Source organism: Lichenicola sp. (assembly GCF_965198575.1).
GTDB lineage: Bacteria > Pseudomonadota > Alphaproteobacteria > Acetobacterales > Acetobacteraceae > Lichenicola.
In genome coordinates this window covers 1,969,167-1,983,243 of sequence record NZ_OZ240671.1, presented here as the reverse complement: position 1 = coordinate 1,983,243, position 14,077 = coordinate 1,969,167, and the positions used below count along the sequence as shown (strand labels likewise).

The 14,077-nt window shown below is 67.5% G+C and carries 12 protein-coding genes; 8 read left to right on the top strand and 4 right to left on the bottom strand.

Annotation, left to right across the window (positions count from 1 at the left end; translation table 11 throughout):
* The first annotated feature begins 7 nt into the window (after positions 1-7).
* Positions 8-727, top strand: a complete 720-nt coding sequence (locus ACOEQ2_RS09075) for an ABC transporter ATP-binding protein (protein ID WP_419731042.1) — start codon at positions 8-10, stop codon at positions 725-727.
* A gap of 9 nt (positions 728-736) precedes the next feature.
* Here the strand turns inward: ACOEQ2_RS09075 and ssuD are convergent, their stop codons facing one another.
* The gene (gene ssuD, locus ACOEQ2_RS09070) at positions 737-1,957 is read right to left on the bottom strand and encodes an FMNH2-dependent alkanesulfonate monooxygenase (RefSeq protein ID WP_419731041.1); all 1,221 of its coding nucleotides are present in this window, start codon (positions 1,955-1,957) and stop codon (positions 737-739) included.
* Between the two features lie 119 nt (positions 1,958-2,076).
* Here ssuD and ACOEQ2_RS09065 point away from each other — a divergent pair, with 119 nt between their 5' ends.
* The gene (locus tag ACOEQ2_RS09065) at positions 2,077-3,036 is read left to right on the top strand and encodes an aliphatic sulfonate ABC transporter substrate-binding protein (RefSeq protein WP_419731040.1); all 960 of its coding nucleotides are present in this window, start codon (positions 2,077-2,079) and stop codon (positions 3,034-3,036) included.
* An 11-nt stretch (positions 3,037-3,047) separates the two neighbouring features.
* On the opposite strand, the gene ACOEQ2_RS09060 is transcribed toward ACOEQ2_RS09065, so the two are convergent.
* Together ACOEQ2_RS09060 and ACOEQ2_RS09055 are read right to left on the bottom strand one after the other, a co-directional pair.
* Positions 3,048-4,382, bottom strand: a complete 1,335-nt coding sequence (locus ACOEQ2_RS09060) for a condensation domain-containing protein (RefSeq protein WP_419731039.1) — start codon at positions 4,380-4,382, stop codon at positions 3,048-3,050.
* Positions 4,383-4,425: 43 nt separating this feature from the next.
* Complete coding sequence (locus ACOEQ2_RS09055; RefSeq protein WP_419731038.1) at positions 4,426-5,196, bottom strand: dienelactone hydrolase family protein; 771 nt, start codon at positions 5,194-5,196, stop codon at positions 4,426-4,428.
* A gap of 105 nt (positions 5,197-5,301) precedes the next feature.
* Here ACOEQ2_RS09055 and ACOEQ2_RS09050 point away from each other — a divergent pair, with 105 nt between their 5' ends.
* The 5 genes from ACOEQ2_RS09050 to ACOEQ2_RS09030 all read left to right on the top strand — a co-directional run bounded on the left by ACOEQ2_RS09050 (position 5,302) and on the right by ACOEQ2_RS09030 (position 11,513).
* Entirely contained in the window at positions 5,302-7,260 is a 1,959-nt protein-coding gene (locus ACOEQ2_RS09050; RefSeq protein ID WP_419731037.1) for a hypothetical protein, read from the top strand.
* A gap of 177 nt (positions 7,261-7,437) precedes the next feature.
* Entirely contained in the window at positions 7,438-9,315 is a 1,878-nt protein-coding gene (locus ACOEQ2_RS09045; RefSeq protein WP_419731036.1) for a hypothetical protein, read from the top strand.
* Between the two features lie 63 nt (positions 9,316-9,378).
* Complete coding sequence (locus tag ACOEQ2_RS09040; RefSeq protein WP_419731035.1) at positions 9,379-10,020, top strand: glutathione S-transferase family protein; 642 nt, start codon at positions 9,379-9,381, stop codon at positions 10,018-10,020.
* A gap of 130 nt (positions 10,021-10,150) precedes the next feature.
* Positions 10,151-10,846, top strand: a complete 696-nt coding sequence (locus ACOEQ2_RS09035; RefSeq protein ID WP_419731034.1) for a class I SAM-dependent methyltransferase — start codon at positions 10,151-10,153, stop codon at positions 10,844-10,846.
* 70 nt (positions 10,847-10,916) lie between these two features.
* Positions 10,917-11,513, top strand: a complete 597-nt coding sequence (locus ACOEQ2_RS09030) for a hypothetical protein (RefSeq protein ID WP_419731033.1) — start codon at positions 10,917-10,919, stop codon at positions 11,511-11,513.
* Here ACOEQ2_RS09030 and ACOEQ2_RS09025 read toward each other — a convergent pair.
* Positions 11,510-13,186, bottom strand: coding sequence for an aminotransferase class III-fold pyridoxal phosphate-dependent enzyme (locus ACOEQ2_RS09025; protein ID WP_419731032.1), 1,677 nt, complete (start codon positions 13,184-13,186; stop codon positions 11,510-11,512). The genes ACOEQ2_RS09030 and ACOEQ2_RS09025 overlap by 4 nt on opposite strands.
* 32 nt (positions 13,187-13,218) lie before the next feature.
* Between ACOEQ2_RS09025 and asd the strand changes: the two genes are divergently transcribed.
* Positions 13,219-14,076 carry an archaetidylserine decarboxylase gene (asd, locus tag ACOEQ2_RS09020; protein WP_419731031.1) on the top strand — a complete coding sequence of 286 codons (858 nt, stop codon included), beginning with the start codon at positions 13,219-13,221 and terminating at the stop codon, positions 14,074-14,076.
* Position 14,077 lies beyond the last annotated feature (1 nt).

Genomic DNA, 14,077 nt, shown 5'->3' with positions numbered 1-14,077 from the left:
CCTTGGCATGACCAAGCTGCAGCCGATCCGGGTCGAGGGGCTGAGCCGTCGGTTCGGCGACCAGACGGTGCTGGACGATCTCGACCTTACCATCCATCAGGGCGAGTTCGTCGCCCTGCTCGGTCGCAGCGGCTCCGGCAAGACCACCCTGCTGCGCACCCTCGCTGGCCTCGATGCGGTCGAGGAGGGATCGGTCGCCGTTCCACGTAACGTGGCGGTGGTATTCCAGGAGAGCCGGCTGCTGCCATGGCGACGGGTGTGGCAGAACGTGGCCCTCGGGCTGCCCGGTCACGATGCCCGGGATCGCGCGGTGGCCGCACTGGAGGAGGTCGGTCTGAGTCATCGTCTCGATGCCTGGCCGCTCACTTTGTCAGGCGGCGAGGCGCAGCGTGTGGGTATTGCCAGGGCGATGGTCCGCGAGCCCGACTTCCTGATGCTCGACGAACCGTTCGCCAGCCTGGACGCGCTGACCAGGCTGCGCATGCAGGCGATGGTCAGCGAGCTCTGGCAGAAGCATCGCTGCGCCGTCCTGCTGGTGACGCACGACGTGGACGAGGCGTTGCTGCTCGGCGACCGCGCGGTGGTGCTCGACCGGGGCCGGATCTCCCGCAGCTTCTCCATCAACATGAGCCGCCCGCGTCATCACGACGACCCGGCCTTTGCGCCGGCGCGGAAGGACTTGCTGGCGTCGCTCGACGTGTTCGAGACCAGCCGCAACGCCGCCTGAAGCGAGGCCTTACCGGCTGGCCGCCGGTGCTCCGACATTGGCGATCATCTCGCCGAACGGGCCGGCGTTGCGGGCCGGACCGTAGCCGTTGCCGGTGGTCGCCCGCAGCGGCAGCTTCGGGAACACCAGCTCGGCGAACCGGTAGCACTCCTCCAGATGCGGGTATCCGGACAGGATGAAGCGGTCGATCCCGATCGCCATGTATTCGCGCATCCGGGCTGCGACCTCGTCCGGATCGCCGACCAGCGCGGTGCCGGCGCCGCCACGGACCAGGCCGACGCCCGCCCAAAGGTTCGGCGAGATCACCAGCTGGTCGCGGCCGCCCTTGTGCAGCTCCGCCATCCGCTGCTGCCCGACGCTGTCGAACTTCGAGAACGCCGCCTGCGCGCGGGCGATGTCCTCGTCGCTGACATGGCGGATCAGGTCGTCGGCGGCCTGCCATGCCTCGGAAGAGGTCTCGCGCACGATCACGTGCAGCCTGATCCCGAACGACATCGTGCGTCCCTGGGCCGCGGCCAGCGCGCGCACCGCCTCGATCTTTTCCGCGACGGCCGCGGGCGGTTCGCCCCAGGTCAGATAGACGTCGCAATGCTCGGCCGCGACCTGCTGGCCGACGCCGGAGGAGCCGCCGAAATACAGCGGCGGATAGGGCGCCTGGACCGGCGGATACAACAGCTTGCCGCCGTGACTCTGCATGTGCTGGCCGTCGAACTGCACCGTCTCACCGGCCATCATGCGGCGCCAGATATGCAGGTATTCGTCGGTCGCCCGGTAGCGTTCGGTGTGGTCGAGGAACACGCCGTCGCCGGCAAGCTCGCTCGGATCGCCACCGGTCACCACGTTCACCAACAGGCGGCCGTTCGACAGCCGGTCGAACGTCGCGGCCATGCGCGCGGTCATCGACGGCTCGGACAGGCCGGGACGCACCGCCACCAGGAACCGAACCCGCGAGGTCAGCGGGATCATCGACGAGGCAACGACCCAGGAATCCTCGCAGGATTTCCCGGTCGGCAGCAGCATCCCGAAATAGCCGAGCTCGTCAGCGGCGCGGGCGATCTGGCTGAGATAGTTCAGCGTCACATGCCGGGCGCCGATCTGCGAGCCGAGATAGCGGCCATCGCCATGGGTCGGCAGGAACCACAGCACGTCGGCTTCGCTGGCGCCGCGACCGCCATCGGCTGGAACGGCCGGCGCGCGGAAGTCCGTGATGTTGTGCGTGTCGGGTGCCATGAGGGCGATCTCCTGGTCCCGTGACTGATGCACGGTCTCAAGGCGTTTAATTGGTGGCGGGCAAGCTGGATCAGATCGTGGAATTATGCAATGCACGTCGGCGAGAAGGAGCCGATGCATTGTCCACGACCAGACGTTCCCTGCTGTTGCAGGCCGGCCTTTCCATGGCGGCGCTGTCCCTCGCCGGGATCGGCCGGGCCCGGGGTGCCGCGCCACGCACCATCCGCATCGGCTACCAGCGCTACGGCACGCTCATCATCCTCAAGCACACCGGCACTCTCGAGGTGGAGCTGGCCAAGACCGGCGACCGCGTGGCGTGGAGCGAGTTTCCTGCCGGACCGCAGATGCTGCAGGCGATGGGGGCGGGTGCGATCGATTTCGGCATCACCGGCGACGCCCCGCCGATCTTCGCCCAGGCCGCCAGCAACCGCATCGTCTATATCGCCGCCGAGCCGAAGGCGCCGTACGGCGAGGCCATCATCGTGCCGAAAACCAGCACCATCAAGGATGTGGCCGGGCTCCGGGGCAAGACCGTCGCCCTCAACCGCGCCTCGAACGTGCACTGGCTCCTGCTCGCGGCGCTGTCGAAGGCCGGGCTGACGATGGCCGATATCAAGCCGGTGTTCCTGACCCCGGGGTCGGCCCGGCCGGCATTCGATAGCGGACGCCTCGACGCCTGGGCGATCTGGGACCCGTACCTCTCCTCGGTGCAGACGGCATCGGACCCGCGGGTGATCGCCTCGGCAGGTGACCTGGTCGGCAACCGGCAGTTCTTCCTCGCCGACCGTCATTTCGCCGACGCCAACCCGGACCTGATCCGGCTGCTGATGGCCCAGGTCAACCGGTCCGACGCCTGGTCGGAGGCACACAAGGACCAGGTCAGCCAGTATCTTGCGAGTGATACCGGGCTGCCGGTGCCGGTGGTCCGCAAGGCGGTGGACCGGCTCACGTTCGGCGCCCTGCCGCTTACGCCGGATGTGGTTGCCGAGCAGCAGGCCATCGCCGACGCATTCCTGGCCCAACACCTGATACCGGGCCGTCTCACCGTGCAGGATGCGGTGTGGAAGCTGCCCGCCTGAGACCCAAGGCCTCAGCCAGTCGCGACGCGCCCTTCCGGTCTCGGGGTCGCCGCGGCGGCCTCCAGCTCGCGACCTCCGGCCTCGGCGCCCAACAGCGACAATGCGCCATCGCGGATCCGACCGGCATCCGCACGCGGCAGGACGTCCTCCCGCGAGACCAGGAAGAACCGCATCCGGCCCTGGTCGCGGAGCGAGAAGATCGCCGGGGTGCCGCGCCACGGCATCGATGACAGGAAACCCAGGATCGAGCCGCCGGCGAACGGCCCGACGCCGGTGGGCGTATCCGCCTCGCCGAGATGGGAGAACATCAGGTCGTTCCGGGCGCGCCCGTGCAGCTGCAGGTCGATGAACCAGTCCGCGATGGCGTGCAGGTGCTCCGAGGTCAGGATCGAGCGGCGTGGATCCAGCCTGGCCTTGCGCGCCGTGAGGTCGCCGCGGAGCCGTCGGACCTGGTGCCAGAAATCGTCGTCGAGGCCGGGATCCAGCGACAGGTGCACGGTGTCCGGGTAGCCGAACAGCATGTCCGCCTCGATCAGCGGCAGCATCGGCCGGATGTCGATCGGGCAGAGCAGCCGGTTGCGCGCCTGGAGCGGTCGGACCTGTCGCACGGCGCGCAGGAAGGCGGTCGCCAGCGCGGTGTAGGGTGTGACATCCTCGTGCCGGCAGCTGGCCCGCAAGGCGTCGGTGGCAGACACGTCCATGTCCCAGCGGATCACGTAGCTCGGCAGCATCGGCACCGGCAGCGGGCGCCGGAAGCCGGCCCAGGACTCGACCAGCCACCGGGCAGCGCCGGCATGCGACAGCAGGCTTCGCCAGCGCCGGGTCAGGCGGGTGTCCTTGTGGCAAAGCTCCTGGACGCTGACGATGTGGCGTGGGGCGCGGCCCTCACAGGCCGATGGCCGGCGGTTGCCGCAAAGCTCGGCCAGGATCTCGCGCACCAGCAGCAGCATCGAGCGTCCGTCGCAGATGCAGTGGCTGGCGACCAGCACGAGCTCGCTCACCGTCTCCGACCGCAGCCACACCAGGCGCAGCAGCGGCCCAAGGGTGCTGTCGAATGGCCGGTCGATCTCGCTCTCGACAGCCGTGAACCAGTCATCGTCGGAGCTGCGTGGGGCGATGCGCAGCTCGATCGGCGGCACCGGGTCGGGCGTGGTGAAGTGCGGCCGGCCATCCTGCTGCACGATGCGCACGCACAGCATCGGATGGCGTGCCTGCAGGCCGGTGAGGGCGGCCCGGAGTGCCGGCTCCTCGATCGCGCCCGGCAGCCTGGCTACGAGCATGACGTTCCAGGGCCGGCGATCACCGACCAGAAGGAACCGCTCGTAGAAGAACAGGCCGCGCTGCATCAGGGACGATGATCCGCCACAAGCGGTTAAGGCGCCATGAACGTTATGCTGATAATGCGCCACCCAGCGTGCGCTGGAACAGCGCCAGCATCCAGCCCAGCCCGGCCAGATACAGCGCCGGATCGTAGCGTGGTCCCTCGTCGCGCATGAAGGCGTGCGCGCCGTTGACCTCGTGCCATTCGTAGCGCGCGCCCGCTGCCTCCAGTCGTTCGCGGATCAGCTGCCGGCCGGCGAACGGAACATGCGGATCCTGGCGCCCCCACACGAACAGCGCCTCCGCCTTGAGCTCGCCGATCCGCGCCAGGCTGTCATCGGAGCGGCCCTCGCCGAGCGAGCCGGAGTGGATGTCCGTCGCGTAGAAGCAGGCAGCCGCCGACACGGCAGGGTTGAGTGCGGCACGGTAGGCGAGATGGCCGCCGAGGCAGACGCCCAGTGTGCCGATCCGGCCGGTGCAGGCCTCGTGGCCCTGCAGGAAGCCGACCGTCGCGGCGGCGTCGGCATCGTACGCCGTGACCGGCTTGGCGAACTTGAGTTCGTTGCCGCGATTGGTGCCGGGCGGATCGTAGGCCAGCACGGTCCCGGCCGGCTCGTACTCGTGGTACACTTCCGGCACCGCCACCAGGTAGCCCTGGCCCGCCACCATCGCCGCAAGCCGGCGGATCGGGTCGGTGACCTGGTAGATCTCCGAGTACAGCACGATCCCCGGATACCGGCCGGGCACCGCCGGACGGAACAGATGCAGCCGCATCGGGCCGCTGGAATGTCCGGGGGCGCCGGGCACCGGGATGTCGACGGTCTCGTTGCTGATGATCATGGAACGGCTGTCCCCCAGGGAATATTGCGTGGAGATGTCATGCTCTAGCCAAGCGGTCATGCTCGCGCCTAGCGTGTCGCGACCTGTCGAATGGATCATGACCTGATGCAGACCGTCATCCAACGGGAGGGAGTGTTCCAGGTCGAGCTGGCCCCCGGGCAATACGCCGTCCTTTTCAACGCCGGGCGGCCGGTGACGCGGTTCGAGCCGGGCTGGGAGCCGGTCGGGCTGCATGACCGGTTCCGGACGGTGCTGCTGCTGCAGTTGCGCCACGTGTCGGGCCATGAGGCGACCTGGTTCTTCGGCGCCGACTTCCACTTCATCGGCGACACGGTCGAGACTTTGGCACCGCCGCAGCGGGACGCCCTTGCGGGTGCGGCGCTCGGCGCGTTGGCGACCTTGCGCGACGGCATGCTGAATGCGGCAACCCCGCACCTGGTCGACCTGGACGATTTCTCCAGCCTCGGCCTCCAGGTCCGGCGCGAGCTGCTGAGGGCCTGCCACCCACGCCTGTTCCCGCCGCCGATGGTGATCCAGCTCGACGTGACCGAGCCTGGCCAGGCCGGCAGGGAGATGGGCACCCTGGACATCCCCGCTGTCACCGACGGTGCGGTACCGACCCCAGCCCTGGCCCTGGATCGCGGGGCCCTCCTTGCGATGCTCGGACGCGACCTGCAGCAGGACCATCTCGACCTGCTTCGGGACGGACAATACAGCGTGCCGGGCCCGGTCAGCGGCCGCACGCTGCACTCCGACAGCAGCATCGTCGTGGTGTATCGCTTCAACGCCTACCGCTTCGTCGACACCCTGCCCAACGGTGACGGGCTGGTGTTCTTCCTGTGCACGACGCCGGGGATCACCGAGAAGGAGATCTTCATCCCGGCGCTGAACTGCACCATCACCCGGCGCGAGGCCGGGATGGCGGCGACCCGGCTGGCGGACCTGTTCGACGAGTTCATGCGCAACCAGGCGCTGATCCTGGAGTACCTGCCGGCGCCGAAACGGACCGCCGCGGTGCTGACGCCGTATCCCGGCCTGCATATGGGCCACACCCTCTGGAACGAGCTGTCCGGGCTCGATCGGGTCCGTCGTAGCGTGCCGCCCGATCGCCTGCCGCTGGTGCTGGTGCAGAATGCCGACCAGGGCACCGAGGTGTATGGCCCGGTCGCCGAGCTCATGCCGGAATTCGCACACCGGGTCCGATACCTGCCGCTGCTCGGCACCGACATGTCTGAGCACGTCTATCGCAACCGGCTGACCCTGATCGGCGCGTTCGACAACCATGTCAGCCGCGCCATCGCCGACCCGATCATCGCGCTGTCCGAGCGCGTGGCGGCGGCGGGCCGTGATCTTGCCTATGCCGAGCTGCTGGCCGCGGAGGGACGCACCGGCATCCTGCTGGGCCTGCGGGTCAATAGCCGCAGCATGCCCGACCAGACCGAGGTGATGGCCCTCGTCGTGCGCCGGCTGGCGGCCCGGCTGGGCCCGCTGCTGGTGGTGGTCGATGGCAGCAACGCGCGCGTTGCCGGCGATCCCTCCAGCGATTACGGCTCGTTCGGGCCGGCCGGGCCGCGGGCGGCGATGCTCGAGGAGCTGGAGATCGTCATCCAGCTGCGGCGGATCTTCCAGCATGCGCCGGACGTCCGGATCGTCGGCACGGTCGGCGCGCCGGTGCTGTCGAGCGTGTTCTGGGCGTCGCGCTGCCGGCTGTTCGTCGGGCTCTGGGGCGCGGGTTTCGCCAAGTACCGCTGGATCTGCAACCTGCCCGGTCTGGTGCTGACCAACCGCCACAACCTCGATCATCCGCAGGGCGATCTCGGGATCTACCACCTGCCGCGCTACACCGAGGCGCCGACCCCGCTGCGCTTCATCGAGCCTGGCCTGGTGACCGACGAACCCGGCCCGGGCGGCTTCTATGCGAACTTCCGGGTTGACCGGGCCGGGCTGGAGCGCACCCTCGACGGCTTCGTCACCGAACTCGAGCGGAACGGCGCCGACGCCGGTTCGACAACGCCCGAACTGACAGTGTCCACCCGGCCGCCAAGGTTCGGATCCGGCAGCTGAGCCCGCAGGCTCCGGCACCTGCCGGGGCGTGGCAGCGCGAGCGGAAAAGCCGGTTGCGTCTTATGACTTGGCCGATCAGCCGGCGCGGGCGACAATGGCGCTCGGTCATCCCTCGCCTTGCATGGCACTCGAGGTGGCGCCGTCTGCAGCTTGCGAATTGAGAAGGGTCCAGCACTCATGGCCGTGCACGACAGCATGCTGGTCGCAATCGACCAGCTTGGAGTGGTTCGGGATAGCGGGGAGCCAGCGGTCTTCGTCACCGGCTGGACCCCGACCGTGGCCTATCTGGGCCTGGCGCCGCTGATCGTCCTCTGCTTCCGCCATGACGAGGGCAACCAGGCGAGCTGGTACCTGGACGAGAACCTCAACCGGCTGGGCGGCTCGGTCACCGAACTGTCGCCCGACCTGAGCCGGATCCTGGCGGAGGCGAGCTGCTCGCTGTTCGACGGGCTCTGGCGCAAGATCATGGAGACCCCGGAGCCGCCGGCGCTCGATGACCGCGAGGAGGCGTTCTTCCAGCTCCCCGAGGGCACGCGCGCCGAGATCCTGTCGATCTTCCTCGGCAGCTTCGACACGGCGACGCGCTATTCCCAGGTCGACCAGATGAACCCGGCGCACCCGGGCAGCCAGATCATCGATTACGGCTCGCACCGGCAGCCGCTGCAGCGCAGCCACCTGCACGCGCTGCTGAACCCCGGCGCATTGCAGATGCAGAACCTGGCCTTCATCGAGAAGGGCCACATGAGCTTCCCGTCACCGATCGACGGCACGCCGATGACGGTGCGCCATGCGTTGATCATCCACGGGGTGATCTATGCATATCGGGCGGTCGACGAGGCCACCGGGACGGTCATTTTCCTGATCGCGGGCGAGATCTATTTCCGCATCATGGGGGTGTTCATCCCGGCCGCGCGTACCTTCGTCGGTTTCCATCCGGACTCGATGCGCGCGCAGATGCCCGAGATGTTCCGCGAGTTCTTTGCCCGCGTGATGCAGCACGGCAACCTGCTGGCGCGGTATTTCGCGCGCAAGGACACGGTGCCGGTGCATGCCTGGCGGGGCGTCACGGCGATGCATATCGGCCACGTGCTATGGAACGACATCTCCGGCATCGGCAACATCATCGCCAGCGTGCCGAAGCAGCAGCTGCCGCACTTCATGGTGTTCGAGTCCCAGTACGAGCCGGAGATGTACGGTCCGCTCGACAGGATCTTTCCCGAGCTCGCCGGGCGCCTGGAGCGGAGCCACGCCTCGCTCATGGAGGCCATCCCGGGCTTCTATGCCAAGGGCCAGTGCCTGATCCGGTCCTCCTCGATGAAGGTCACGGCCGATGTGCGCGACCGCATCCTGGCGACGGTGAAGCCGCTGGATGCCGCATCGCCCGCGTCGGTCTGCCGCAAGGCGCGCGCCTCGGGGGTGCCGGTGGTGATGTTCGGTATTCGCGTCGAGAACCGTACCATCGTCGGGCTCGAGAGCTTCTGCACGACGCTGGTGCGCCACCTGGCACGCACGCTGGGGTCCGCCATCGTGGTGGTGGACGGCCATAACAGCCGCATCGGCAGCCAGGACGACTTCATCTGGAGCCACGGCGAGCGCGGCGCCTCACGCAGCCCGATCATGATCGAGCGCGACATGGTGGCGGCGATGCAGGCAGCGTCCCAGGGCACCGGCATCGAAATCGTCAGCACCATCGGCCTGCCGATCACCGAGAGCCTGGCCTGCGGGCGCGAGAGCGACGCGCTGATCGCGATCTGGGGCGCGGGGCTCGCAAAATATCGCTGGGTCTGCAACATCCCGGGCCTGCTGCTGACCAACCGGTGGAACCTGACCCATCTCGGCGACCGGTTCATCTACCACCACCCGGACGCCATGGAGGCGCCGACGCCGCTGGTGTTCATTCCCGAGGACGCCGTCGAGGACCTGCCCGATGCGGAACTCGTGGTGCGGCTGGGCGACGGCTTCATCCCGTCGATCTGCAACTTCCGGATCGACGAGACAAAGGCGATGGCGGCGATCGACGCGGTGCTGAAGGAGCACGTGCTGGTTCCTGCCTGACCGGCAACCGGACGGCACCTGCGGCCTTGTTCCTGCCTGGAACAGGACAAGGACGGCAAGGCCATGACCACGCTCTACTGGGGCCCGCACACCTGCGCGATTGGCATCCACGTGCTGCTCGAGGAGATCGGCGCGCCGTACGACACCGTGAAGCTCGACGCCGCCGGTGGCGAGACGCACAAGCCGCCGTTCATCGAGATCAATCCGAAGGGCAAGGTGCCCACGATCATCCGTGACGACGGAACGGTGCTGACGGAGTACGGCGCGATCGCACGCTGGCTCGCCACCACCTTCCCGGATGCCGGCCTGCTGCCCGACGATCGGGAGCACGAGATCCGCGCGATGGAGATGATGGACTACACGGTCGGCACGGTGCACGGGCAGGGCTTCGCGCGGATGTTCCTGCCGGCGCGGTTCGAGCCGAACGACCCTGTGCATGCGACGCTCGGGCTGGGTGCTGGGAACGTGAAGCAGCAGGGCCGCACGATGGTCGAGCAGGGCTTCGCGATCCTGGAGAAGCAGCTCGGCACGCGCGACTTCGCCGGCGGTGACCGTTTCGGGATTGCCGATTCCGCGCTGTTCTATGTTGAGCGCTGGGCGGCCGAGGAAGGCGTCGACCTGCCACCGCAACTGGCCGGTCATTTTTCCCGGATGAAGCTGCGGCCGGCGGTGCGACGGGTGATGGAGCTGTGGGGGGAGGCCTGATCACGGCCTTGCAACCGTAACGACGTGGAACTGTCACACCTTGCTTTCGCGGAATCTTGCTAGACAGCGTCGATAAACATTTGTGACGCCACCGCCGGATTTGGGGAAGCGGGCCTTTATGAATATCTCCATGCGGCAGGACCAGGTCGCCGGCGCCTATGATCGATGGGCGCCGATCTACGACCTGGTCTTCGGCCCCGTCTTCCGGCGCGGGCGACTTGCCGCGGTCGCTGCGGCTGATCGGATCGGTGGTCGCATCCTGGAAGTCGGCGTCGGCACCGGGCTCTCATTGCCGAGCTACGCGCGCAGCAATCATCTCGTCGGCATCGACATCTCCGAGACGATGCTGGAGAAGGCGCGGCTGCGGGTGAAGCGCGACGGGCTGACCCACGTCGACAGCATCGCCGTCATGGATGCCGAGCAGCTGCAGTTTCCGGACGCTTCGTTCGACGTCGTCGTCGCGCAGTATGTGGTGACCGCGATCCCGCGTCCCGAGACGGCACTCGACGAGTTCGTTCGGGTGGTGCGTCCCGGCGGCGAGATCATCATCACCACGCGGATCGGCGCCGAGAAAGGCCTGCGTGGCACGCTCGAGAAATGGCTGATGCCGGTAACCAGCCGGCTTGGCTGGCGCACCGAGTTCTCGTGGCAGCGCTATCAGGATTGGGCGGACCTCTGCCCCGGCGTGAAGCTTCTCGAACGACGTCCGCTGCCACCGCTCGGCCATTTCTATCTCGTCCGGTTCCTCAGGCTGCCCGACGCCGTGGCGCCCACCACCTCCGCCGGAACAACACCGGTCATGGCATCGGCCGGCGCCTATCACTGAGCGTCCAGCCGCGCGTAACGGTATCGATCCGAAAGGGACAGCATTGGCCCGGTTCTTTGAGCTTCTCTCCGTGCAGCGCTGGGACGACCATCGCTATTACCATCACAGCCGCATCAACCAGTCGCTGCATCTCGTGAGTGCCGCGACGTTCGTCGTCGCGTATTGCCTGATGTTCAAGGATCCGGCGCTGGCGGCACTGCTGGCCTGGCTGGTGTCGATGACCAGCCGGCAGATCGGCCACCTGGTGTTCGAGCCGAAGGAGTACGACGTCGTCAACCAGGCGACGCACGAGCACAAGGAGGAGATCAAGGTTGGCTACAACCTGCGCCGCAAGATCGTCCTGATGAGTGTGTGGGCGCTGTCACCGCTGCTGCTGGTGTTCAGCCCGACCATGCTCGGCCTGTGCCAGGCGCCGCATTCGGCGATCGCGTTTGCCCGCCATCTCGGCAATCTCTGGCTGGTGATCGGCGTCGGCGGGCTGCTGTTCCGCACCGTGCAGCTGTTCGTCATCAAGGACATGCAGACCGGCCTGGTGTGGGCGACGAAGATCATCACCGACCCGTTCCACGACATCATGCTGTATCACCGCGCGCCGCTGGCGCTGTTCCGTGGCGGCCACGACAGCGAGATGTCGGACGACTTCCACGACGTGCGCGGCTCCTATTAGCCGCTCTTGCGGCCGCCGCGGTTGGTGATCATCTCGCGCAGGATGCCGCGGCGGATCGAGCGGTTGGTGATGTCGTCATTCCACCACCACCAGCCATCCGCCTGCATGGTGCGCGCCGCCTCGACGAACTTGTCGCACACCACGGCAAAGTCGGCGTCGGTGTAGTCGAGGCTGAAGATCAGCCGGCCGGTGCCGACCCAGCTCAATGCCAACCCGGCCGCACGCAGATAATACTGCAGCATCCAGTTGTAGCGGGACGGCGCGGTGTAGCAGACGGTCCAGATCGAGGAGAGGTTGGCCACGCGCACCGGCACGCCGGCCTCGACAAGCCGGCGGTTGAGCAGGGCCGCCCGATCGTCCCAGACCTGATCGAGATCGTCATACATCGCGCGCGTTGCCGGAGCCTCCAGATGATCCAGAAACTCCGCCATCGCCCCCATGACATAGGGGTGCGAGTTGAACGTGCCGCGCGCGAAGCAGATATCGGCGGGGTGGTCGTCGCGGAACCGCCTCATGAGCGATGCACGGCCGCACAGCACACCGACCGGCAGCCCGCCACCCAGCGACTTCCCGTAGGTGACGAGGTCCGGCTGCACGCCGAAATATTCCGCCGCCCCGCGTCGCGCGAGCCTGAACCCGGTGAACACCTCGTCGAAGATCAGGACGATGCCGCGCGCGTCGCATACCTGGCGCAGCTGCTGCAGCCAAGTCGTATAGCCGGCGCGATCGAGCCCGGCCTTGCGTCCGCTATCGACCAGCGTGCCATCGGACGGCGCTCCGGAGTTCGGATGCAGCGCCTGCAGCGGATTGACCAGCACACACGCGATGTCGGTGCGGGTGCGAAGAACCTCCAGCGTGCGGGCCGACATTTCAGAGAGCGTGTAGGTATCGTGCGCCGGTGTCGGGTTGCCGATGCCGGGTTGCACGTCGCCCCACCAGCCGTGATAGGCGCCGCAGAACCGCACCAGGTGCGAGCGGCCGGTATGGTAGCGGGCGAGCCGGACCGCCTGCATCACCGCCTCGGTGCCCGACATGTGGAACGACACCTCGTCCAGCCCGGACAAGGCGCGCAGGCGGGCGACGTTCTCCGCCACCACCGGATGATACCCGCCGAGTACCGCGCCCAGCTGTTGCACACGATCGGCGCCACGCGCGATGCACGCCTTGTAGAAATCGTGGCCGAACAGGTTCACGCCGTACGAGCCGGTCAGGTCGTGGAACACGTTGCCGTCGAGATCGGTGACAGTCACTCCCGACGACTCTGCCAGAAACGCGCCGGTCGGCAGCGAGCGCTGCACCAGCCGGCTGAACTGGAACGGCACCCTGTAGGCCGCGGTGAATTGCAGATCCGAGACGGCCGGCGAAGTTTCCGCAGTCAGCGCGTTGGTGCTTGCGAAATGCGCGCCGTAGTAATGCGACAGTCGCGTGAACCCCGCACGTCGTCGAGCTGCGATGGCCGAGGGTGCGCCGTCACACTCGAAGAACCGGTCCTCGTCGTAGCTGTAGAACGGGATCAGCGCAGCGACGCGGCGCGCCATCCGCGAGTGGCCGGCGAGCGAAGGGTGTTTTGCGCGCGAAAGGCGGAGGCGTCTTGCCGCTTTGGTCGCAAGCGCCGCCAGCATCGCCGAACCACCGATGACCCGGCTGGCCGTGGTGACATTGAATGCCGCCATCGAGCGACTCCTCCAGCTGACCGTGCGTCTCGATGACGATCCGCGCCGTTATAGGCAGGATCACCCGGCAGGAGAATGTGAACTTCCTGCTGAGCAACGCGATCCCGCGCCGTTCCATGACACGCCTGGTCGGCTGGTTCAGTCGCATCGAGCAACCATTGGTTCGCGATGCGTCGTTCCGCGTGTGGCGATTGTTCTCGAGCCTGGATCTTTCCGACGCCGAGCACAGCCGGTTTCGTAGCCTGCATGACTGCTTCACACGCCGCCTGAAGCCCGGCGCCCGTCCGATCGACCCGGATCCGTCAATGTTGGTCAGCCCATGCGACGCGATCGTGGGTGCGTCGGGCACGATCCGCGACGGCATGCTGCTGCAGGTCAAGGGCATGCCGTATCGCCTTGACGAACTGCTCGATGACGAGGCGCTCGCGGATGAATGGCGTGACGGCCGCTATGTGACGCTTCGACTGACCGCCGGCATGTATCACCGCTTCCATGCGCCCCACGACTGCACCGTCACGTGTGTGACGCACATCTATGGCGATGTCTGGAACGTCAATCCGCCCACCCTGAAGCGTGTGGCGCGGTTGTTCTGCCGCAACGAGCGTGCCGTGCTGACCACCACGCTCCCAGGCGGGCACCGGCTGCTGCTGGTTCCTGTGGCGGCGATCCTGGTGGCCGGCATCCGGCTCAGCTTCATGCAGCTGCCAACCGGAAAGGGCCGCCGAATCCGCTGGAGCCAAGCCTGTGATGCGACCCTGCGAAAGGGCGACGAGATGGGCTGGTTCGAGCACGGCTCGACGATCATCGTGATCGGACCGCCCGGTCTGGAACTCTGCGCCCATGAGGGCACGCAGATCAGCGTCGGGCAGCCACTGATGCGGCTGCCCTGAC